The organism is Klebsiella sp. AqSCr (assembly GCF_008452795.1).
GTDB lineage: Bacteria > Pseudomonadota > Gammaproteobacteria > Enterobacterales > Enterobacteriaceae > Klebsiella > Klebsiella pneumoniae.
The window spans coordinates 23,102-45,796 of the sequence record NZ_MJDM01000045.1 but is presented as its reverse complement, the minus strand read 5'-3'; the positions used below and the strand labels follow the sequence as shown (position 1 = coordinate 45,796).

At 48.1% G+C, this 22,695-nt stretch carries 20 protein-coding genes and 3 pseudogenes; 9 read left to right on the top strand and 14 right to left on the bottom strand.

Features of this window, described 5'->3' with window-relative positions; all coding sequences use genetic code 11:
* Nucleotide 1 precedes the first annotated feature (1 nt).
* Complete coding sequence (gene tnpC / locus BHE81_RS26775; protein ID WP_016808813.1) at nt 2–1,540, top strand: IS66 family transposase; 1,539 nt, start codon at nt 2–4, stop codon at nt 1,538–1,540.
* Nucleotides 1,541–1,578: 38 nt separating this feature from the next.
* Nucleotides 1,579–1,956 (top strand): annotated as a pseudogene (locus BHE81_RS26770) (Tn3 family transposase); the annotation flags it as partial.
* A gap of 66 nt (nt 1,957–2,022) precedes the next feature.
* Here the strand turns inward: BHE81_RS26770 and BHE81_RS26765 are convergent.
* Nucleotides 2,023–2,490 (bottom strand): annotated as a pseudogene (locus BHE81_RS26765) (helix-turn-helix domain-containing protein); the annotation flags it as partial.
* A gap of 225 nt (nt 2,491–2,715) precedes the next feature.
* Here BHE81_RS26765 and BHE81_RS26760 point away from each other — a divergent pair.
* Nucleotides 2,716–3,348, top strand: a complete 633-nt coding sequence (locus BHE81_RS26760; protein ID WP_149888832.1) for a DUF6904 family protein — start codon at nt 2,716–2,718, stop codon at nt 3,346–3,348.
* 28 nt (nt 3,349–3,376) lie between these two features.
* Here BHE81_RS26760 and BHE81_RS26755 read toward each other — a convergent pair whose 3' ends face one another.
* From BHE81_RS26755 to BHE81_RS26745, 3 genes are all read right to left on the bottom strand, one after another.
* Nucleotides 3,377–4,780, bottom strand: a complete 1,404-nt coding sequence (locus tag BHE81_RS26755; RefSeq protein WP_001567368.1) for an ISNCY-like element ISKpn21 family transposase — start codon at nt 4,778–4,780, stop codon at nt 3,377–3,379.
* Nucleotides 4,781–5,050: 270 nt separating this feature from the next.
* Nucleotides 5,051–5,485: a cell envelope integrity protein TolA gene (tolA, locus tag BHE81_RS26750; protein ID WP_001567367.1), complete on the bottom strand. Its 435-nt coding sequence runs from the start codon at nt 5,483–5,485 to the stop codon at nt 5,051–5,053.
* A gap of 46 nt (nt 5,486–5,531) precedes the next feature.
* Nucleotides 5,532–6,080: a thioredoxin fold domain-containing protein gene (locus tag BHE81_RS26745; protein WP_001567366.1), complete on the bottom strand. Its 549-nt coding sequence runs from the start codon at nt 6,078–6,080 to the stop codon at nt 5,532–5,534.
* Nucleotides 6,081–6,531: 451 nt separating this feature from the next.
* Here BHE81_RS26745 and BHE81_RS26735 point away from each other — a divergent pair, with 451 nt between their 5' ends.
* From BHE81_RS26735 to BHE81_RS26725, 3 genes are all read left to right on the top strand, one after another.
* The gene (locus tag BHE81_RS26735) at nt 6,532–6,882 is read left to right on the top strand and encodes a hypothetical protein (protein WP_167878626.1); all 351 of its coding nucleotides are present in this window, start codon (nt 6,532–6,534) and stop codon (nt 6,880–6,882) included.
* A gap of 99 nt (nt 6,883–6,981) precedes the next feature.
* Nucleotides 6,982–7,104, top strand: a complete 123-nt coding sequence (locus tag BHE81_RS28990; RefSeq protein WP_256046161.1) for a hypothetical protein — start codon at nt 6,982–6,984, stop codon at nt 7,102–7,104.
* 418 nt (nt 7,105–7,522) lie between these two features.
* The gene (locus BHE81_RS26725) at nt 7,523–9,661 is read left to right on the top strand and encodes an AAA family ATPase (RefSeq protein WP_048295729.1); all 2,139 of its coding nucleotides are present in this window, start codon (nt 7,523–7,525) and stop codon (nt 9,659–9,661) included.
* A gap of 169 nt (nt 9,662–9,830) precedes the next feature.
* On the opposite strand, the gene BHE81_RS26720 is transcribed toward BHE81_RS26725, so the two are convergent.
* From BHE81_RS26720 to BHE81_RS26705, 4 genes are all read right to left on the bottom strand, one after another.
* Nucleotides 9,831–10,247 carry a type II toxin-antitoxin system VapC family toxin gene (locus BHE81_RS26720; RefSeq protein ID WP_048295728.1) on the bottom strand — a complete coding sequence of 139 codons (417 nt, stop codon included), beginning with the start codon at nt 10,245–10,247 and terminating at the stop codon, nt 9,831–9,833.
* Nucleotides 10,244–10,474, bottom strand: a complete 231-nt coding sequence (vapB, locus tag BHE81_RS26715; RefSeq protein ID WP_001261276.1) for a type II toxin-antitoxin system VapB family antitoxin — start codon at nt 10,472–10,474, stop codon at nt 10,244–10,246. Before vapB ends, BHE81_RS26720 begins: the two co-directional genes overlap by 4 nt.
* A 362-nt stretch (nt 10,475–10,836) precedes the next feature.
* A complete protein-coding gene (locus BHE81_RS26710; RefSeq protein ID WP_048295727.1) occupies nt 10,837–12,798 on the bottom strand; it encodes a tetratricopeptide repeat protein in 1,962 nt (653 codons plus the stop codon).
* Between the two features lie 683 nt (nt 12,799–13,481).
* Complete coding sequence (locus tag BHE81_RS26705; protein WP_048295726.1) at nt 13,482–14,729, bottom strand: hypothetical protein; 1,248 nt, start codon at nt 14,727–14,729, stop codon at nt 13,482–13,484.
* A gap of 147 nt (nt 14,730–14,876) precedes the next feature.
* On the opposite strand from BHE81_RS26705, the gene BHE81_RS26700 reads away from it, so the two are divergent.
* A complete protein-coding gene (locus tag BHE81_RS26700; protein WP_048295725.1) occupies nt 14,877–15,155 on the top strand; it encodes a hypothetical protein in 279 nt (92 codons plus the stop codon).
* A gap of 57 nt (nt 15,156–15,212) precedes the next feature.
* On the opposite strand, the pseudogene BHE81_RS29080 reads toward BHE81_RS26700, so the two are convergent.
* Nucleotides 15,213–15,329: pseudogene (locus tag BHE81_RS29080) on the bottom strand (IS3 family transposase); the annotation flags it as partial.
* A gap of 176 nt (nt 15,330–15,505) precedes the next feature.
* Between BHE81_RS29080 and BHE81_RS26695 the strand changes: the two are divergent.
* Nucleotides 15,506–16,210, top strand: coding sequence for a hypothetical protein (locus tag BHE81_RS26695; protein WP_048295724.1), 705 nt, complete (start codon nt 15,506–15,508; stop codon nt 16,208–16,210).
* A gap of 59 nt (nt 16,211–16,269) precedes the next feature.
* Here BHE81_RS26695 and BHE81_RS26690 read toward each other — a convergent pair whose 3' ends face one another.
* Both BHE81_RS26690 and BHE81_RS26685 read right to left on the bottom strand, forming a co-directional pair.
* The gene (locus BHE81_RS26690; RefSeq protein WP_048295723.1) at nt 16,270–17,202 is read right to left on the bottom strand and encodes an Abi family protein; all 933 of its coding nucleotides are present in this window, start codon (nt 17,200–17,202) and stop codon (nt 16,270–16,272) included.
* 183 nt (nt 17,203–17,385) lie between these two features.
* Nucleotides 17,386–17,967, bottom strand: a complete 582-nt coding sequence (locus BHE81_RS26685) for a hypothetical protein (RefSeq protein ID WP_011977803.1) — start codon at nt 17,965–17,967, stop codon at nt 17,386–17,388.
* A 308-nt stretch (nt 17,968–18,275) separates the two neighbouring features.
* Here BHE81_RS26685 and BHE81_RS26680 point away from each other — a divergent pair, with 308 nt between their 5' ends.
* Nucleotides 18,276–19,616 carry a hypothetical protein gene (locus tag BHE81_RS26680; protein ID WP_041937752.1) on the top strand — a complete coding sequence of 447 codons (1,341 nt, stop codon included), beginning with the start codon at nt 18,276–18,278 and terminating at the stop codon, nt 19,614–19,616.
* A gap of 50 nt (nt 19,617–19,666) precedes the next feature.
* Here the strand turns inward: BHE81_RS26680 and BHE81_RS28440 are convergent, their stop codons facing one another.
* From BHE81_RS28440 to BHE81_RS26665, 3 genes are all read right to left on the bottom strand, one after another.
* On the bottom strand, nt 19,667–20,089 hold the full coding sequence (locus BHE81_RS28440; protein ID WP_011977805.1) for a hypothetical protein: 423 nt from the start codon (nt 20,087–20,089) through the stop codon (nt 19,667–19,669).
* A 398-nt stretch (nt 20,090–20,487) separates the two neighbouring features.
* A complete protein-coding gene (locus BHE81_RS26670) occupies nt 20,488–21,630 on the bottom strand; it encodes a hypothetical protein (protein WP_011977806.1) in 1,143 nt (380 codons plus the stop codon).
* A gap of 92 nt (nt 21,631–21,722) precedes the next feature.
* The gene (locus BHE81_RS26665) at nt 21,723–22,505 is read right to left on the bottom strand and encodes a hypothetical protein (RefSeq protein ID WP_048295721.1); all 783 of its coding nucleotides are present in this window, start codon (nt 22,503–22,505) and stop codon (nt 21,723–21,725) included.
* Nucleotides 22,506–22,695 lie beyond the last annotated feature (190 nt).

Here is a 22,695-nt window from a genome sequence, read left to right as displayed (position 1 = left end):
TATGAATGACATCTCTTCTGACGACATCCTTCTGCTGAAACAGCGCCTTGCCGAACAGGAAGCGCTGAACCGTGCCCTGCTGGAAAAGCTGGCAGACCGGGAGCGCGAAATAGACCATCTGCAGGCGCAGCTGGATAAACTTCGCCGGATGAACTTCGGCAGCCGTTCCGAAAAAGTCTCCCGCCGTATCGCACAAATGGAAGCCGATCTGAACCGGCTTCAGAAAGAGAGCGATACGCTGACCGGTCGGGTGGATGACCCGGCAGTACAGCGCACTCTGCGTCAGACCCGCACCCGCAAACCGTTCCCCGAATCACTCCCCCGCGATGAAAAACGCCTGCGGCCAGCGGGTTCCTGCTGCCCGGAGTGTGGTGGTGCGCTGAGTTACCTGGGTGAGGATGCCGCTGAACAGCTGGAGCTGATGCGCAGCGCCTTCCGGGTGATCCGGACCGTACGGGAAAAACATGCCTGCACAAAATGTGATGCCATCGTGCAGGCCCCCGCGCCTTCGCGCCCCATTGAGCGGGGTATCGCCGGACCGGGGCTGATGGCCCGCGTGCTGACCTCAAAGTATGCAGAGCACACACCGCTGTATCGTCAGTCTGAAATATACGGTCGCCAGGGCGTGGAACTGAGCCGTTCACTGCTGTCGGGCTGGGTGGATGCATGCTGCCGGCTGCTGTCCCCGCTGGAGGAGGCGCTTCAGGACTATGTCCTGACTGACGGTAAACTCCATGCCGATGATACCCCGGTCCAGGTGCTGTTGCCGGGCAATAAGAAGACGAAGACCGGGCGGTTGTGGACGTATGTTCGTGATGACCGCAACGCCGGGTCAGCGCTGGCACCGGCGGTGTGGTTCGCCTACAGCCCCGACAGAAAAGGCATCCATCCGCAGACCCATCTTGCGGGGTTCAGCGGTGTGCTACAGGCGGATGCGTACGCCGGGTTCAACGAGCTGTACCGCGATGGCCGGATAACGGAAGCCGCCTGCTGGGCTCACGCCCGCCGTAAAATCCACGATGTGCACGTTCGCACGCCGTCAGCCCTGACGGAGGAAGCCCTGAAGCGTATCGGCGAACTGTATGCCGTGGAGGCGGAAATAAGAGGAATGCTGGCGGAACAACGGCTTGCTGAACGTCAGCGGAAAACGAAACCGCTGCTTAGTACCCTGGAAAGCTGGTTGCGTGAAAAAATGAAAACGCTGTCGCGACACTCGGAGCTGGCAAAGGCGTTCACGTACACCCTGAACCAGTGGCCGGCCCTGACGTACTATGCAGAAAACGGCTGGGCCGAAGCCGATAATAACATCGCTGAAAATGCGCTGCGGATGGTCAGTCTGGGTCGTAAAAACTGGTTGTTCTTCGGCTCAGACCACGGTGGTGAGCGGGGAGCGTTGCTGTACAGTCTGATCGGGACGTGCAAACTGAACGGCGTGGATCCAGAAAGCTACCTTCGCCATGTCCTTGACGTCATAGCTGACTGGCCGGTCAACCGGGTCAGCGAGCTGCTACCCTGGCGCATCACACTGCCAACTGAATAACACATCCCCGTCAATACGGTTCTCGCTGTACGCTTACCAACAAAACGCTGTATCTGCTTAATTATATTGATGATGAAGATTACCGCCGGCGCATTCTGACCCAGCTTAATCGGGGAGAAAGTCGCCATGCCGTTGCCAGAGCCATCTGTCACGGTCAAAAAGGTGAGATAAGAAAACGATATACCGACGGTCAGGAAGATCAACTGGGCACACTGGGGCTGGTCACTAACGCCGTCGTGTTATGGAACACTATTTATATGCAGGCAGCCCTGGATCATCTCCGGGCGCAGGGTGAAACACTGAATGATGAAGATATCGCACGCCTCTCCCCGCTTTGCCACGGACATATCAATATGCTCGGCCATTATTCCTTCACGCTGGCAGAACTGGTGACCAAAGGACATCTGAGACCATTAAAAGAGGCGTCAGAGGCAGAAAACGTTGCTTAACGTGAGTTTTCGTTCCACTGAGCGTCAGACCCCGCATTTTGGGGCTCTTCCTTCGAACCAGTCATGGTGAGAGCCATCGATCTGAACCAGTTCGCCGAAACAGTCGCGACGATAGCGCGGCTGGTAAACCCGGGTTCGCCGGCGGGAATGAGGACGCCAGAGACCGTCGGCTGTCATCCAGTTACGGATGGTTTCAACGGAGAGATATATATGATGGCGTTCAGCCAGTTTTTCGGTTGCGAGCGTTGGGCCAAAATCTGAATAGTGGCACCGGATCAAATCCAGGGCTTTACAGCGTGTTTCTTCATCGATCCGGTTGTTTGCAGGACGTCCACGGCGGGAAGATGCAAATGCGGTTGCGCCATCTGTCCGGTACAGACGCACAAGACGCTGCACCTGACGAACACTGAGCTTAAGTATGTCTGCTGCGTCGCGCTGAAGCAAAGCCCGGTCAAATACTCGCTGAATGATGCCAAGCCGGTAAAGTTCTTTGTCTGTCATAGTCACCAACATAAGATCGCGGTCCTGTGCTGAGCAAAATGAAGGCTTAGCGTACACGACGCGTGTGAATTGTGCTGAGACGACAATAACGCTTTGTGCTGACAATATGTGTCAAGGCTCAATTGAAATGTCCGTTATCCAGCTCAATTAAAATGACCACTTTGATCTCTCATTCTCTTTACTGATAGACTTTCCTCCGACTGAAACAACAGGATGATTGAGCCCATGCTTCGATACGAGTTAACGCCGAACAATGCAGGTTTTATACTGTGGGGAGATTCAGAAGCCCTGAATGAATTACATGAACTCATTCATTACATCGTGGATGAAAGCCCACTGATTAAAGTTAAAGACGGATTTATGTTATCCCTTGCCTATGATATTCGTAAAGCACGGGAAGGTAATCGTCGTGTTGAGCAACATCAGTATGATCAACATGATACATATAAGCTTTATGGTGTTGAGCTTTTATGGCCTCTGGTCCTGGTACAGTCCTCAATACTCAGAAACTCAATGGGTTATATTCAGACAGACAAAAACCAGCTGTCTGTCATGTATGCCTTTGAATACCTGATAGAATCAGCATTAACAGAGTCTGAGAGAACAACGTCGAATGATATTATGCTAACAGTAAAATATGCATCAGACTCTGATTTTAATTTCATTGAGGATAATATTGACAGCAGGTGCTGCCATTTTATCAGCCTATCTCCGGAGCAAAGAAAAAAGCAGTTAATCAGTATTGTTCGTTCTTTTCATTCATTATGGGGTAAGTATGCCCGTGAAAAGCAGGACATAAAGATGCTGAACGAAATGAATAATACATCATGGGTCTGGCCGGACAATATCAACTGGTGAGCAACCACTGTCCGGCCAGTGAGTACCATCAGCGGGCTCTTTTACCAAAAATGTCCTCTGAACGTGACTGAAGCTGTTTGAGTGCTTCGAGCATGTCATCATTATCCAGTGAGCGCTGGGATTTCTTCCCTTCCTGCTTTGGCCGTCGTCGGGAAGGGCCATCTCCAGCGGGAATTGACTGAGAGCGCGTGTTATCCCGCTTGCTCTGCACCAGACTGATAAACTCCAGGGTTCGGCCAAGACGCTTGTTATCGACAATCGCGCCCTGGTCGATTTCTGACAGTCGGTCGTAGGTAGAGTAGGGAAGTAGCGTACCGTTCAGGCGCAGCTCTTTTCTGCCATCAGGATAGTGATACACATCGATATATTTACCTATTGCACGGCGACTCAGTTCGCTGTCTTCAATCAGGTACAACATTTTATCATATTGTATCGTCAACGATTTTGAGACTTTACGTTTTTCACGAACAGTGAAAATAAGCCCCAGGTCCTCATCATGTTCTACAGCACGGTGTACGTCAAAATCATGTCGCGGTACTTTGCCAAAACGGCGGTTATAGTCAGCCATATAGGCCTCAGCGAAGTCATTTGCAGCCTCCATTGAACAAATGCCCTGTAACCGCAGCTCTTTGACCAGACGATCCTGTAAAGTGAGGTGAGCTCGTTCTACACGCCCTTTGGCGGGACTGGTTTCTGCACAGATAGTCTGGATGTTCAGTTCATGCATGGCTCGCCCAAACTGAGTATGCCCGTCTCCGCCTGTGGCGTGTTTATTGTTAACACGAAAAACACCGGCTTTATCGCTGTACAGTGCCAGCGGTTTACCATGCTTATCGATATAGCGCCGCGTGGCTTCGAAGTAAGAAAACGTGGACTCCGATTTAACAAACAACAGTTCCATCAGTTTGCTGGTTGCATCATCAACATAGACCAGCGCGGTGCAGGCCGGGCCACGGCCTTCAAACCAGTCGTGATCACAGCCATCTATTTGTATCAGCTCACCAGTACACGGACGCCGGTACCGTGGTTGAGGGATCCTTGCGGCACGTTGTTTACGGGGAACCCATAAGCCAGCCCGCACCATGATGCGCCGGACAGTTTCTTTGCCAAGAAACAGTCCGTGGAGTTCTTCGAGCTTTTCACGCGCCAGAGTCGGACCGAAATCAGCATAACGCGTCTTGATCAGTTCCAGAGCCTGATCTGCGAGCCCGGGTGGCAACTGGCGGTTACCACGCATGCCACATCGTCTGCTGGCCATACCAAGCGGTCCGCCTTCACGGTAACGGGCAAGAAGTCTGCGGCATTGCCTGTCGCTGATACCGAGGTGCTCGGCCGCACGGCGCGTTGTGATGCGACGTTCAATGACGTCCTGTATAATCTTGATCCGGTTGATCTCTTTCAAAGTAAACACTCCTGAGCTTTCTGCGCTCATGATATGCCTCCCGGTAGTTTAAACGGACCAGTGAAGCTTACCATAGCGCGGACATCTGAATTGAGCCACAGGCGGACATTACTATTGAGCCATTACAGTGCAACTACGCTTAATGCGTTTTATGTTAAATATTAGTCAATTACATTGAGATCGCAAAGCTTGCAGCGACATATCAGTGTCGCTGCAACAACCCGACCTTTGCGATGAAAAAACGGATTACGGATAGATCACAATAGGGCATTTCCTCAATAACCACCTCAAACTTCATTTCTATAGTCTGAAATCAAGAGCGGCATTTTTGACCCTCTGATATGTTTCGTTATCTGGTGCGGCGGGTATTTTCGCTCGTGTAATCGCTGAAATGGCTGCTTTACACAATTTTGCATCACCCTCTTTTGCTGTCGCACTGTTCACTGAACCATCAGGCTGAAGATAGATACGAATAGAGCAGGTTTTTCCTTTATACGCATCGGGTTCGTACATTTCGGCAACAATGGCATTCCGTATTTGTGCTGCATATACGACTATTTTTGAATGCTCCGGGGGAAATGTTGGAGACCCTAGGTTACCTAAAAGATCATCAACTTCCGCTGATTTATCGTTGCCGGGCATTACCCTGACGTTTGTTTTTTGAGTATGGTTTGAACAGGCTGTTATAAGTAGCACCAGGGTGAGTATGGGGGCTGAGAACGCTCTTAAATTCATGTGAAACTCCAGTTTTCATCTCCAGGTAACCATTCGCTTAGTCCTTTTACTGGAGTTCAGAGAGAATTTTATCTGGAGAAACACTACCCAGGAAAGTATGCACAGACGGCTCCAGCACTACCATAGCAGGAGTTACTGTAACGCCCAGTCTATCAGCAAGTTCAGATTGTTTAATCACCAGATTTTTACATTTTTCTGAGCTATCATTGTCTGGCAAAAAACCGGCCATCGCATTTTGAAAACTTTTCTGACGATCTGATGCACACCATACTCGTCCCATATCTTCAATGACTGAGTCTTTGATGGATGATGGAACCACCGTCAGAAATGACATAGTCAGCCCTGCATCAGTGTATTTCTTGATGTTTTTTACAACATAGCTGCAATAAACACATTGATTATCTACAAAAACTAATATTTTATATTTTTCCACTCCAGACTGAAACGTAATCGGCTGCAATTCAGTTAAGGAGCGAGAGATATCCTCATAGGCCATCTGTGGCGTTGTGTCTAAAACAGGAGCAGTTGTAGCCCCAACACTGAAGCTGGCTATCGTAAAAACACCTGCGGCTAATGATTTAAGAAAAAAACTCATAATCCCTGTTCCCTATTCAGTATTAATTTCAGGTTGTTGATGCCTGGTTCATGCCAGATTTGAATATTTTTATCATCTGTAAAAAACAATAGTTCCTGTTTATGCGACTCCATCATTGATCCGCGAGGGTGCTATAGTGTGTCCAGATACCATACGCGCTCTTTTTTCCACTGCCTATAGAGCGTAACGGTAATGAAGCGGAAAAATTTTCGGATGAATGCTGGGAGAAGGGTTTGCGGCTGGATAAAAGCCCGTCTGTGCACTATCAACTTCTGATGGAAACCATCCGCTGGACGCTTATCCCGCAGCAAAAGTAAAGTCCTCCGTCGCTCTCCCTTACGGTACTGATCTTTCCACTCATTTGGCATGTCCTGGAGAGCAGCTATCTTGCATGTCACACTATAGGGGGTTAGTTTGGATATCGAAAATTATTGTACGTCAAGGTCAATAATTGACCATCATTAACAATTTCCTTTGTGCTAATGGCAAGATTATGAAAAAGACTTTACTGATAGCCGCCATAGTGGCGGCAGGTATTACGTTCGCAATGGCCGACGATGGCCAGCCCGCTGGTCGACTGTACAAAATTGGCGAGCACACCGTAGAAATAGATGCGGATTGCATGATCCTCTCGGTTGACGGCTCCCCCGCTACGCTAAACGCGTCCGTATCCGGGCATATGGATTTTAATTTAGCCAACGGCGGCATTGCAGAATCGGAACCACGGCCAAACCGTCATACCTGCAAAGTGTATGCGGGGAGTGATGTGCGAACAATTCACATAAAAGAACAAACTCAATGAAAAAGACTTTCCTGATCGCAGCCGCTGGTAGCGGCAAATATTGCACCAGTACACGCGATTAGCGAAAGCTATCGCGACGCTTGAGTGGGTAACTGAGTCGTGCAGCGTCATGAGATGGCGGTAGCCGCCGAACAGATGTCTCAGCAACAACAGCACGAAAAAGAGCTGGAGCTGGAGCGTTCTCAGCGGCAACGGGGTTATGACGGTCCGACCATAGACTGATATCGTAAAACAGATTATTTAGGGAAGTTCCGCTTATTACCCTGTTGCTTATGGTTTAGGTGTTAGGTTTTTTGCATCAGGTGCATTCGGCCCGGCACGTAGTTCCCCTAATAGATCTACTGATTTTTCTGATGAGGCGGTTGGTTTACCCGACTCAGTTGATTTTGTTGTGGTACAGGCTACCAGAAGCAACGGTATTACAGATAATAAAAGGCGTGCTGAGCGCATCGTTGACGTTCTCTGGGTATATGACTGAAGCACACTATAATTGGAGCATTAAGTGGAAGTAAACTACCTGAAATCACGCTTTTGCTGTCTGTTTACCTTCAGACTCAATTATGTATCTGCATCACGGCATGCGGGCACATATTGCGGCACGATATGAAGTCCCCCAGAATAACTGGCAAAGGACAGATAAATGGACATTGAAATACACCACTGCAATAACATCGTACGAGCCCGTATCATTCTTACGCCCGATAAACTTAACATTAAGTTTGCGCCTAATGGTACCGGTAAAAGTACGCTGTCACGGGCCATAAGCTGTGCGGCTCAGAACAATACACAAGGACTGCAGGCACTGATGCCCTTCCGGCTGCGCGGAGGAAATCCCGATAAAGCCGGGCCCACTGTAATCGGTGCTGACGGGATTGGGGATGTGATGTGCTTTAACGAGGAATACGTCGGTCAGTTTACGTTCCAACCGGACGAGCTCATTAGTGACAGCTTTAATATTCTTATCCGCAATGAAGCCCATGCGGAAAGAGAGCGTGAAATAGAAGAGATGACACAAACGATCCGGGAGGTTTTCACGGAACATGCCGAGCTTAACTCGCTGATAGACCATCTGCAGGAACTCAGTAATGCCTTCAAATCAACCAGTTCCGGGATTTCACGTTCTTCTACCGGTATGAGAGGACTATCAGGCGGAAATAAAATACACCACATTCCGGCTGGTCTTGAGAACTATCAACCCTACATCCGCAGTGAACGTCGCGTTGATTGGATTGACTGGCAGACAAAGGGACTCGAGTTTTCACCCATTTCAGATGGCTGTTGTCCGTTCTGTACTGGTGATATCAGGGAAAAGGAAGCGCAAATCCGCCAGGTCAGTGAGGAATACGATAAATCCACCATTAAAAACCTGACCGCTATCATCAGACTAGTGGAAAACCTCGGTAATTACCTGACGGAGGAGGCTAGAGAACGCCTTCTGTCCATCACCCTGCTTCAGAACGGTCCAGAAGCCGAACATATCGAGTACCTGGTGGCGCTTAAACGCCAGACCGACACGCTGACAGAGAAACTTACTGCGCTGAGAGGCCTGAATGTTTTCAGCCTGCAGGAACAGCAGAACATTCGGGAGGTGCTCACTGCCAGGTTGATTGACCTGCAGTTCTTCCCCGATCTGCAATGCGAACACACGCAGGGGATCACCAACAGACTGAACGCGGCCCTTCAGGACCTGATAAACCTTGCCGGACCGCTGCAAGGAAGGATTAATCGGCACCGGGACAGCATGGTCCGGCTGATTGCACAGCACAAAACAAACATCAATAATTTCCTTACTTATGCAGGCTATAAATACAGGGTGGATATTGCCGGTGAGGGAGACCAGAGAAAACTCAGACTACGACACATGGATTTTGACGGGTACGTCAGCGGTGGCAGCCAGCATCTCAGCTATGGAGAACGGAACGCCTTTGCGATTGTGTTGTTCATGTATGAATGCCTGTCAAAAAATCCGGGACTGATTATCCTTGACGATCCCATCTCCTCTTTCGACAAAAACAAGAAGTTCGCCATTCTCGAAATGCTGTTCAGGCGCGCAAGCGGAGAATGCCTGAAGAACCGGACTGTACTCATGCTGACGCATGACGTGGAGCCAGTGATTGACACGCTGAAGTCGGTCAGAAAACTGTTCAATAATCTGGTGACCGCCTCCTGCCTGCGTCTGTCTGCCGGAGTCCTGGAGGAATTACCCGTTAACGACGGCGATATCATGACGTTCATGCAGATCTGCAAATCCATCGTCGAGTCAGCAGACTGTGAGGAGATCATTAAGCTCATCTATCTTCGCCGCTACTTTGAAATCGTTGACGAAAGTGGCGATGCTTATCAGCTCCTGTCCAATCTATTCCATCGACGCATCGTCCCGCTGGATCATCGCGAGCCAGTAGCTGCGGGCACGGGCTACCCCGAAATGGCACCTGAGAAACTTCAGCAGGCCCGGCAGGATATCCGGGAGTATGTGGACAGCTTTGATTACCCGCGACTTCAGGCTCTCGTCAGCAGCCCAGATGAAATAAAACACCTGTACCATCGCTGTCGTAACGGCTATGAAAAACTGCAGGTATTTCGTTTACTGGAACTGGATCAGGACCATCCGGTAATACGAAAATTCGTTAACGAAACGTACCACATTGAAAATGAATTCATCTGTCAGCTGGATCCGTCCAGATTTGATCTCATCCCGGAGTACGTTATTACGGAATGTGACAATATAATCGCCCTGCCACCGGCAGCAAACCAGAGCTCGGTTTCTCGTACCGCCTGATCCACTGTTTTTACCGCCATAATTTCGGAAGAGAGACCTTCGCTCCCTGATAGTCTGATCTTTTAAGACACGCTACAGTCCAGGACAGCTTGCTGTAGATATCTGCTAAAACAGCCCGTGTACGGGCTGTTTCCTGGAGCCTTTACCTCCTGACGTCGAAAAGAGGGGTTTACTTCACCCAGTCTTCCAGCACCAGGGCAGGCACCCGCTCAAACTCTCTTGTATTATTCGTCACCAGGATGGCGCCGGCCGCGATAGCGTGCCCGGCAATGGCCGTGTCGTTCGGGCCGATCGGCGTCCCGGCGAGGCGCAGCGCCACCCGGATGTCCGTCGTGGCGTCCACCGCGGCCCGGTCCCAGGGCAGGATGGCATCGAGGCGCGCGCAGAACGCGTCGACCAGCTGAATATGGCGCGGCGAGGCCTTCGGGCCGGTGGCGCCGAAGCGCATCTCGGCATACGTCACAGCCGAGACCACGATGCGATCACCGCGCAGCACCGCCTGTTCCAGGCGCTTCAGCACCGCTGCCGGCTGCTCGCGCATGATGAACGAGCAGATGTTAGTGTCGAGCATCCAGGTTTTCTTCATGGCTCAAAGCGTCCTTCATCGCTGACCACATCCTCACGCTCCGCCATAAAGTCCGGATCGGCCCTGTCCAGCTGCGCGAACGAGCCCCAGGTCGGCCGGACGGGACGCAGAATGATGCTGTCCCCTTCCCGGACGATCTCCAGCTCGCTGACGCCGTCAAAATCCAGGTCCCGGGGCAGACGGATGGCGCGGTTATTGCCGTTTTTAAATATCGAAACTGTGCGCATGGATGTTCCTCCAACTGATCATGCATGATGTGTGAGTGCATATGTGCAGTATATGCATGCCGGATTGGCTTGTATAGGTGTCACATATGCAGATGACTGGCATATGCGTATGTCTGCCATATGCAGATGCGCGGCATATGGATATGCTGTACATATCCTGTTTTCTCATTTCTCCACCGCAGATCCGAAAAATACCAGAGTCAGATCTTTGCCAGTGAATATCTCAAGAGAGCAGAGTGGATAACGCCAAGATTGGACTTTAGAATGGTTTTAGTGAAGATTGACAGGCTGCTATGAGCGAGAAGCGGAAGTTAACCATCTTCTTGCGAATACTCTTTAGCCGTGGCTATTCGTGTTGTTTTTTATTGTAATGGCTCATCGGTCAGTATGAAGGGGATATCAGCTCTGATTTTCGCAGTTAGTTCATGGTCCGGAAATCTACTTACTGCTTCTTTCCAGACTCGCCGTGCTTCCGGGTAATTACCCATATTGAAGAAGGCACCACCCAGATTAAACCATGCATGGTCGTTATCGACATTAAGAGACAAGCTATGAAGATAAGGCTCAATGCATTTCTCCAATTGCCCCATCAAATCATAAGTGCTCGCCAATCGGTACCATCCCTGATCGTCATTAGGGAAGGCTAACGTATAGATTTTCATCAAGTTTTTACTTTCTTCATACCTGTGTTGTTTATTCAACGCGATTGAAAGACATAACCCGTAATCGCCTTTCTGAAGAGAATAGGCTTTTTCAAAACATAATATGGCTTCATCTCCCAGTTCCTCATCCTCTGCCCAATGACCCAGCAGATCCCACAGTACACTTGCTGCATCTGACCCTATTTTATTTGCGCAGGCCTCAAGATCATTTTTAAATTGGAGATAAGTTTTATGAACATTTATGTTGCGATTTCGCAGGTAGATTATAGCCAGCAGCAATTCTCGTTGAACTAAAGGGTTTTCAGGAGAATGGCGCAAAGCCGATTCCCAAAAGGTAAGACTAAGCTTCGCATTCTCGATTGATTCACGGCCAAACTGCGAGACAATTTTTAAACACCATGGCCATATCCACTGTGCCTTATCTGCCTGGCTCAATAGGGCGTTAATTTCTCTAAACGCAGACCTGCCTTCACCCACATTGAAGAGAGCCGATATACGCCAGCCCTGAAGATCAATTAAACTTCCTTGCGTATCGCTGGAAAACACAATTTTATCCAGTTGTTCCAAAGCCTTTTCGAACTGGCCAGTGTTGTGATAATAAAGACCCAGTGCATAATGGGCTTCAGCCAGATAAGGATTGTGTTTCAATGCCTGCAGGTAACACTCGACAGCCTGATTTTCATTTTCGAGAGCAGCATAGGTGCCCCCCATATTTTTGAAAATCATCGCCATGAGTTCATTGTCAGAGTTCTGCTTATTGAGCTCGCATGCTATTTTATATTCTTCTAGTGCTTCGTTGAAATCATTCAGGGCAGCAAATCCATTACCAATGGAGTAATGCAACCCAGCACGATCTGCACCATCAGCAAGCGAATAAGCCTTCAATTTCAGAATACCTAATTCAACGCGCTGACGGTCAAAAATTTTATTAGCACTTGCAAGATCAATCTCGGCCATATAGCAAAACATCATTGCTGGATGTTCTTCGCCTAATACTGTTTTGAATCGTTCATATGCAGCACTGATAACTTCAGTCTGATTACTATTGTAAAGGTTTATAAGTTGATGAACCGCAGAGGCAGTATCATCTGCGACTTCATAAACTGTTAGCAATTCCCTTACATGGTCTACCATGTCATTTTCATTCATTTTCCTATGAGCTACGCGTCGGTTGCGCGCGTCAAGTGCGCTAAGGCGGGCCAGTGAGGTAATCTTGATAAGGTGCTGAATGGTCAAATCTTCAGCGAAATTGACGGTGACGGATTTCTGAGACTGCCAGCTTGGGCCCATATTTTGATAGCGGGTTAGTACACTCTGAGCAGAGGTAACCTTCAGCGTGTTTGTCGGAATATGAAGACAGACATAAAGTGAACCCGGACTCATCAGGAGATAATTCAGGTTTGAACGTTTAACTGAAATACTGACAGATCCATCTGTATTAAAACCTGCAGCAGTACCTTTTAGCTGCACCTGAAGTCGGACATTGGTCGCCATTCCATCATGCATTATTTCGAGCTGGTAATCAGTGCCGTAATCATTGTCATCTGAACTCTGTTTGAGAACCACACCTGACGAAGCGATAAAAGCTTCGAACGCAGTCTTAGCCATTGTATCGTGAACATGATTCTGATCCCGCTTAGGCAAATCATCGAGGTAATTCATGAATGGTTTCCAGTCTATGTAAATGAAGACCTAAGTCATTTCCTTACTGATTGTAAGTTATATTACACGTGAATATCTACCAAAAGCCCTGTGCTGATGTCCAGCAAAGTACACTTTTAGCAAATCACATTTTCAGCAAAACAGAGCCAATTGGCTAACACTACATGATGTGATTAACGTCCGCTTCTGGCACTCAGCAGACTTTGAGCCAACCGCTAGCTAATGTGGGCTCAAATGTGGGTGTAGTGCCGAGTACCTCCCGGTAAGTCTTTGGTCAGCCACCATGACTCGCGCATTCGGTTTAACAGATAAAACAATGCTGTTTCCGCCCCGCCGCACAGGGGGATTCACCACACCGACAATCTTTGATTGCCATCGTTTTTGTCGTCAATAGCAGGCACTCTGTCAAAGGCATCATTTCTATGCCTTTTGCACAATGTCACGTTTTTCGTTTAAATGGCCAGCACCTGTAGACTACCAGTCCCGTAACAATAATCACCAGCAGCACCAGATCCATCAGCATGCTCGTCAGTCGCCAGGCAACCAGTAACAATCGGAAACAGCCTCCAGAAATACATCGGTTAAACTCGTGTGTTCTGAATGCATGCTGTTATCTCCGTAACGTCATTTAAACCGGTTTCACTTCACCCATTTCACCATTAGCTAACAGCTGATATCATTCGCTATTTCACCACGATATTATTTTTTTTTGATAAAACTTTACTCAACAGATCCCCGCCAGATTTTGATTCTGGATTTATCAATGATGCAACGTATTCATAGTCATTGGCCAGTGTGCTTTCAGAACGTGTAAAAACATTATTATTTTCAATCAACCTACCGACCTCTTCACATGAGTCTTCTATTGACTTCTCATCAATGTTTACCTTGTCCCAGACCAGCAATCCAGATTGTAATTTTAAAATAGAATTTATCTGCTTAAGAAGAACGATGTTATTTTTATTCCGGGTGCTTGGCATGGAAGCACCATCATTTTTGTTGTAGAAGTTCGAATGCCAGTAGTCCGCATCTCCCGTATTGTAGCGATAAACCCCATTATCTTTTAATAGATTAGATACAGTATTTTTAAATATTCTCATGGCTTCATCAATATCGACTGGTAATTCGGTGTAAGGAACTGAAAGATACATCCTGCCATTGCTCTTTTCTCCATCAACTACCACGTTACCAATGCTATCATCAATAATAGTAACATTATTCGAATTGAACTTCCTTACGGCTCCACCACAATTAAAAAGGCAATAAATGTCCCGATATATTTTACCTAAGCCATGTCTTTCATAAACATTCGCCGGATATTTTGCAAGGAGGTTGAATGAAACTCCAGTCCACTTTGTCAACTCTGGGGAAAACTCAGCATTAATCGCATACAATGGGATCTCCTCCTGTTCAGCCAGTTTCTGCATTACCATCAGTTTTTGGAAATCTATAACGATAGTTGAAGCGTAAAACGTGAAATAACGGAGCATATTCGTTTTACTCAATATATCATCAATAGTCGGCCATGTAAAAATCATCAAATCTATGATTTCATACACAACTTCATCATCCAACAGGTCTTCAATCTTGACCATGAATAAAGAGTCTATCGGCTCGATCAGACTAAAAAGAAAATTGCGACATTCGGTAATGCTGCCGTTTTTAAGAAATGTCAACATTCTTCTATTCTGCATTGCATTCATTACATAATAAACAACATGGGCTCGCGACACAGAACATACCAGATTTTTTTCAGCGATACGCTCCAACTGGCTCCTGAATTCTTTCAGTTTTTTAAAAACTTCCGGATTATATTTGAAAAATCTCCTCACCATGCACTGATGAATAAAAAATTTATCCAAATTTTTTAGTGAATTTTTGGCCATAGCGACCTTAATCAATTCCTCATTATTTTTTGCTTTTTTCGACATAGTATCCACCTGAAAGATTAAAAACCAGATCTTAAATGAAGCAGGCATAAAACCCCACCCCTATCTTAAGCGACGAGTCGAGGGTTGAGTCATATCTTCGCGTCCTTCTAAAATAAATGCGCCATTCAATATAAAGGATCGAATAAGATGTCTGTAGAAACTATAAAACAAGTGCTTACCAACCCCTTTGGAACCGCGCGACTCCTTGAGGGGCACGCTGTATTAAGCAGAGCAAAGACCGCAAACATAACTGATGAACAGTTAAGAGTACTATACCCGGACCTTCATGGAACAACCGATGCTGAAATCGATGGATTTGTGACGCTGGGTAACAGGTTCGTCAAAGGTGAGGTTCGCTGCAATGGGTCCGCCTTCCCTAAGGAGAAAAATACGACTTCAAATCTTAACCCCGATAATCAAAGCTAGGGCTTATCCCTTAACTAAATTAGCTCTGTCTGACTGGACTGACCCTTCATCCAGTCTTCACCACAAGGCCGGTTCAAAGGCCTCCGGACTGTCGGCGCCAAGGTGACTTTGGCGCCGACTGCGGTTGTAGAATACATCAATGTAATCGAATATATCCGTTCGGACCCGATCTTTTTTTCAGAAACGCTTCATCTCCCCCCTTCTTTGGATTAACCCCATAATCATATAAATATGCTTTCTCACTTCGCATCCGAAAACCCCAGTCTCCGGTTCTGATGGCATCCGACCAGGCAGAACGGTGAAAAATATGACATTATTTCCAAAGCTGGCTGTCTTATTGAGGAGGCTCGATGGCGACTGAACAGATGAAACAGGTGGTTAATTTCTGGGGCTTTTTATCTCAGGGATGGCCTTATGCCGGGGCGCTTTCAATAGTCTGGATGACTCATCTACTGACCAGATCACGTGAAAAGAAAGCGATAAAAGAAAAAGCGCAGCTTGACGAAATCCTGGCGGAGAAAAAACGGCTGCATGAGCAGGAGCTGAGTGACCGGAAGCAGGCGTCAGAGTTACGCTTTATTGGTTCGCAACTGATATTTATTCTTGAATCGTTTGCAGTCAATTGCGCAGACATTGCTGTTGATAAAGGGAAAATACAAGAAAATGATGCTCCGCGTGCAGAACCGGTGATCATTCCGAGCGCAAAGATCCCTGAAATCAGTCTGGCGGGAGTGGAGGGAGACTGGCGAGCGCTGCGGGCATGGGACATGTATCGGATCATGGAACTTCCGGTAATGCTGCTTGATGCTCGCATCCATATTCGTAATCTTTCCGACGCCCTTGCGTACGGTAGCAGCAGTTCTGAACTACTCTCTATCCGGGCCCGTTATATCACACCGCTGGGCCTGCGGGCATCTTCGCTGGCCAGATGCCTCAGGAGACAATGTGGTTTTCCTGCATCACCTCTTTCCGATGGACCACATTCAGTTTCCCTGGTACTTCTGAAAGAGCGAAAGCGCCATGTTAAACAGACTTTAACATCCCAGCCAGGGTAAACCCTGTTTGGTGGTTGATATCATACTTGGACAGCAAGATTTATCATTTATCTACGGCTTTATCTGACCTGGTAAAGCGCATATATCCGGTTGTGGTACTCAAACATTTGTGACCGGTTTAGTTTTCCTGCTAAGGAAATCACGCCACGAAGATTACGTTTTTGTCGTCGTGTCAGAGGGCAATAGGTTTGGCTTAAATTATGGATTGCCAGTTCCTGTACTGAGCAGATACGCAACGCATGACTAAACAGCCCCATTTTATCCATTATGTGGTGCTTATCAGGAGATATGATGCCTATCAAAGACTCTATTTTCCTGATTTTATTGCGAATAGTGTCAATTGCGGTGGCAGCGTCAGATACATTCGGTGCTTTAACCCATATAGGTTCATTATGTGAAAGTCGATTACGGTATTCTCGCATTTCAACGATCAGGTCCTGGAGAGTTGTGCGGGCTTTTTTCTCAACCCGAGAAACTCTGCTGTACTGTCTGAAAACCCTGCCAGTTGAAACGGGCCACAGGTAATGCCGGTTTTGTGTTGAGTTAGGTGCCGCAAAATCATTATTCAGAATGAAATGCCATGCACTGAAGTCCGTCGCAGCCACGATTTGATCATGGCTCCACTGCGGAAGTGGGTGAGTCGGGAGTTTATTCTTCCGTTGGCTCTTTTTCCACGCATCGTCAAGGTTTTTAATGGCACGCAGAATTTTTCCGTAAAAAGCGGTAGTTGTGATTATCTTCCCGCATCGGAACTGAGGGTTGTCCCACCATTTTTCGCCAAAACGCCTTCTTGCTTCAGCATCGATAGCATTACGCAGAGTGATTTCAAGATTTTGCAAAAGCGGGTAAACCGACCCACCGGCAAGCTGGCTCCAGACGTAGGTTCCGTACAGCTCATTATCGCCGACAGGTTTAAACGTGGCAATATAGCTACCAAGCCGGGGAGTGGAAATGAGAGGCAGCACTGTATTCATTGGGGTATTCTGCGGCATTGCTGATCCTTATTACTTTATCTCCCGCAGTCGGGTTGACCTGCGTGCTGAGTGGATGTATCATTTTTGACGAATCCGCCTGCGGCGCTAACTTCCCCTTTACTGGTTCTAGTCGCGTTGCACTACAGGCAAAGCGTTACCGGAAGCCCACCTATGGTGGGCTTCCCTCGTTTATATACCTGCTCAGATAAGCGACCATTCAAACGTTTCCATTCGCATCGCCTTGCGCAGCTCATTAACTATTTCCTGAAAGGTACTTTCAGGGATCATATTAAAGAGTGACTGGCGAAGCGTCAGTACCGTCTCTTCATCACGCGATACCGCATTGACCAGCAGTGCTGCATAGAGCGAGTTCCCCCTTGCGAGGTATCCAACCCCCGTCAACTGCCTGGCTCGTATCTCAAGGAAAGGCATACCCGCCAGCATAATGCGCTGCAGATCATCGTTGTTCTTTATCCCGAGAATACGGCAGAACTCCCTGTGACCAGCCTGGGTCATTTCCAGATCGTACACATACTCGCTCAGTTCTGTTCCGGCCATCCTCGCCATTTCCTGGTCCATCAGGGCAACCAGTTCACTGGTACGGATGAAATTGCCAATCAGATCGCCAAACGTTGCCGTCAGAAACTCCTGCACAAAATCACTCTTTGATTTGCCGGCGGCTTTAGCCTGCCTCGTGATCGCTTCATCCACATCAGCTGGCACATTACGCACCGTAATGGTGTTAAACAACTCAGAGGGGTCTTTTGATTTGGCATCTTTCATTATGGGCACCCTGTTAACGACAATTGACTGCAAACTGGCTATAGCATCTCACATGCGTAATTGTGATGCAATATTTTATATTTGATGTTTTAAAGTGTAATTTGATGCATGTAATTAATTATGATGCCTTTATCACTTTCTTAATTTTTCGGAGATCCGAAAAAAGGTTGTCCCGGATCTACTGATCTTTATCTCCCGTTCACCGACTCTTTATCTGGGTTGCAGTAAACCTTTGTCCGGCGGGATAATCATTCTGACATAGCCCGGTCAGTTTATAACGGCAAGCTTTATACAGAGAGTGGATGCATATGGTTGATTCAACAACAGTTAACGGAAGTTCAGATTCACAGCTACCTCAACGGAACTGGAATGCCCTGTTCCGTGGAGATTATGCACTGGGGGCTTACAATGCCTGCGTGGGAGACAACGGTTGTCCGGACCTTTATTTCTACGCTGATGGTTTCGCTGACAGCGTATTCCTGCTCATTGATGCCCTTACCTCGGGGCAAAAAGCAATGCTTGATACGCTTATTTATCCTATCTGTTTCAATCTGCGACACTCCGTGGAATTAACGATAAAGGGTCAGATAGAGGATCTCAGCCGGCTTGCGAAACTAAGAAAACAGCCGCTTGCGCCCGATACAGAAGTAGACAAGGTGCTGAATCAGCACGATATTTTGAAACTATGGGCTTTTTTTTCAGGCCATGCGGTTGCGTTTGATCGGCGTTATAAGGAAAAGCTGTCAGCGCTGGAACCTCTCATTCGCTGTATTGGTGAAACAGATCCCACCGGTCAGACATTTCGCTACAGTTACAGTACGGAAGCCAAGAAACATCTGACAGATGTCAGTGTTATCAATGTATTAGTTCTGCGTGACCAATTTCGTGTCATTCGTGAGCAACTGGAAGAACTTGCCGGGTTGACTCAGTGGCTGGAGAGGGAATACTCCACCGGCGTTTTCACCAAAAATCTCAGTCGTGAAGATCTTCATGCTATCGCCGTTCAGTTGCCGCCACGGCATTCATGGTCTGATCCGGCTGCAGGCCTTGATGACATCATACAAACTATCAAATCTGAAAATGACATCGGCAGCAGGGAACTGACGGAGGCATTGAACATGATTCAAGGTTGCAGAGATTTGGCACGAATTATCGGTCTGCCTGTAACTATTCCGGGTTTGGCTATGAGTGATTTGCTAATTCTCAATGACTTCTGGAAAGTGGCATGGGATCGGGATGCTCTGGAGGATGAATTACGTAACGATATATCCGGAGTTACAGATACCCCGGTAGTACCTGTGAACCTGTTCGAGGAGATGATGCATGAAATGAAAATGATTAGAGATACCAAATCCTCTCTTGCCAGTTTCATGCAGTGGGCAACGCCAGAGAGAGTCGCCGGACTACAGGCATTAATGGAGGTCCGGAGTTTTCGTTTCAGTGAAGAACATGACCGTTGCTACGAATATTATAAAGAAGAGTTGACCGCTGCTTTTTCAGATACTGCGCAGGCGATTGAAGCTGAGTTATCAGAGATCTGGTCCCAAAGTATTGGAGGGCGTAACTATCCTTCGCGTGTGATAGACAACCTCAAACTTGCCGGGTTTACACACGAAAGCGCTGGCCTTGAGGAACACCTCTTCTCCTGAATAAACACTTTCCAGATAAAAGAATAAAGGCCGCAGCAGCGGCCTGGAACTTACTGACTTGTGACAGGAAGGTGTAAAGCGTAGGCCCGGAGAGGGGCATCAACGTTACTGACGAGCGCTTCCGCTACTTCCGTCAGGGTCTGGGTGGCCCCGACCCGGGAGTCCTCCACGGTGTAACAGTGCAGAGAGCAGGATTCTTCCCGGAAACGGAAGCCCATTGACAGGAAATTAAACTGGCCAATAATTGGTACGCCGAACCCTGGGTCAGGTGTCAGAATGTGAACAATACAGTTCGGCGGTTCAAACTGTTCAAAAGCGCCTGCCGGCAGCGCCCGCGTATTCTCGGTGCGAAGAGTCAGCAGCACCTGACTGAGTCCCTGCTGGCCGCTTTCATCCTGAAACACCGCGACACGGCTGTAAAGTCCCACCGCATGGGCTTCACTGAGTCCGTCAGCAGGAGCATATCCCAACACACCTGGCAGCTGGTTAATTTGCTGATAATAATCCTGTCGACGATACCAAGTACCCAGAAGCGCGCTATGCTGGCCCAGAAGGCTTTAATGGTTTGTTCATCATGCCCTGCGACATCACAGAACAGGGCGAAATAGAGCGCTGTTCCACGTCCGCTATGAGCGAACAGCGGAAGTTGGCATTTGCCATAACCGCAGGGATGTAGGACTAACATTGACGTGTAAAAATCAACTGTGAGCAGGTCAGGATTGCCTAACACTGTTGGGGGCGACGGCCGAGTTGACGGATCACAAGGGAAAACTGCTGGCCAATAGCGACAATGTGGCCAGCCCTTTGCGCAAGGTGTGCAATAAATCCTAGGCGGATATGCCAAGCGCAGAAAAAAACCTCTAGGGGTAAGTTACTTGGTCGCAGCGGTTGGTCTTCCAACAAATAGGTTGATACCGCTCCTTCGAAACTTACTTCTGTCGAATACGGAGACCGCGAACACCTCCGCAATGTGTTTGATCTGTTCAGGGCTGAAGTTATCGTTAATGTACTTCGGACCGTAGGCGGAGTTCTCAACGTAGTTGAGCACGATGTTTGAAAGGCCAATCTTCAGCGCTTCATCCTCTAGCTTGAGCAGTCGTTCTATCGACGCCTTGAAACTCTGGTTACCCTTAGAGAAGGTGAAGATGACATGGGTTTTATCGCCTTCCGGAAAAACGTTGAGCATCACGTTCTTTATTTCAGCATTGCTCGCTGCGCTTGATCGAGCCATTCGCTGCTCCTCCTGCTTGGATATGATCCGACTGCCATCATGGTCGAAGTATGGGATAAACGACGCGCAGCATGCTACAAGGAAAGCACCGTCGAGGACATGGTAGACGTGCTCGAATCCCAACGACTCCTCGCGTTCGATAGTGTCTGTCAACTCGTCGCAGATTTGCTGCAGTTCAGAAATGCTATGTTCGCACTGCATGTGCAGTACCCGAATTTGATGGTTCTTCTCCCCTTGCAACATGGCTTCGAGAATGAAGTCAGGGACCTTGATTTCGCCTGACTTGATCTGCGGTAGCGTCATCTGGAAGTGCGCTGGAAAGTCATTAACGTTTAACTTGTCACCCAGCAGAACTTCGCAAAAAGCTTTTGACTCAAGGATGGAGTGTAATTCCTTGGCTGCAGCCCGATAGGCGTATATGTTCAGCTGCTTGTTCGTTGCACTGAACGCTACATCTTCAATCGGTTGGAATATGGCTTTGTCGTGGCCGCCGCAGAATCCGGTGAAGGTGCTGAATTTTTTGATTCCTTGTAGCTTGAATTCCGGCTGCATAGATTGCATGTCCTCTGCCGGCGCTAAGCCAAGGTGGTATATTTTCCCCTCGTTTTCTCCGCTTACATCTGCGATAGATTCGAGTATTTTTCCCCGTTGGATAGAGTGGGCGTGGATAATTTTCCCAGAACACTTAAGTTTATCGTCGCCGGCTCGCAAGCATGCTTTTATGCTGGCTTCTTTCTGGTTTTGGCTCAAAAGTTTGTTGAACTCGATCTGCTCTGGATTCACTAAGATTTTCCTCAAACAAGGCTGGCAAGCCCCGGGCTTGCATTATTTGGGCCTTCATGGGCCCCCTACGCGCACCCTGTGTGAAAGGATGGCTAGATTCTGGTCGGAGCAATACTCTGAAGATCTTTGCACAAGGCAATGCCGTAGGCATTTGCAAGGTTGGCAATCTGCATTCCTATGGATTTCCGAAGTGCTGACAGTGCGTCATTGAAATGGAGCCACTCAGGATTACCTGAACTACATCGTAATGTTCTAAGGTCGACTGACTTCATCGCGTCGAAGAAAATCAGAATCGTCTTGGTTAGCGACAGTAGTATTTCATCAAGTGCTGTTCCGTCGAGGAGATTCCCTCGAATAGCGGTGAATCGTCGACGAAGTTCATCAAGCGACTGTCGTACGTGGTCGGGACATTCGGCATCGAATGTGGCCCATAACGAACGACGGTCCGTCATTGCAGAGACGATTTCCTTCGCTATCTGCGGTTCCATGCGCCCAGATTGAAGCAAGGCAAGGCTGCGTGAATATCCTTCGGTGCGGACCTCTGATACCATATTCTCGTGGTCTCGCTTCCACTTGCGAAGCAAGTCCGCGTCGTAAGCGCAGTCGTCACCATCGACAATGACTCCGCACTCCCGACAAAGCCACAGACCGTTATCTATGGACGTTCGTTCTGCGACGGTCTGCGAGGTCTTGTAGCGTGGCCCCAGTTCGGAGGCCGCATGAATATGTGCAGCGTGACCCGAAGTCAAAGCTTTGTTTGGGTCGGAGTGGGGCCCGATCGTGAGCTTGAGACAACGCGGATTGGAGCAAAAATGTGCAGCCCGACGGGCAAGCGCTAATTTCGTGGCTGCTTTGAAGTCATCCCTCTTGGTCACTCCCAACCTCTCTGTTTGATATGAATTATTTTCCCTAAATATTATCGCGTCTTAGGAGCGAAAGCACTGACCAATGCACTAAAACTCGATCGCGCCGGAGCCTTTAGTGTTCGATTCTCAATAGACGCTGCTGCATAAATCTGTGTGCTCAAGCCAATAGGTTTTTTGCATGAGCCAGCCCAACAGTAGT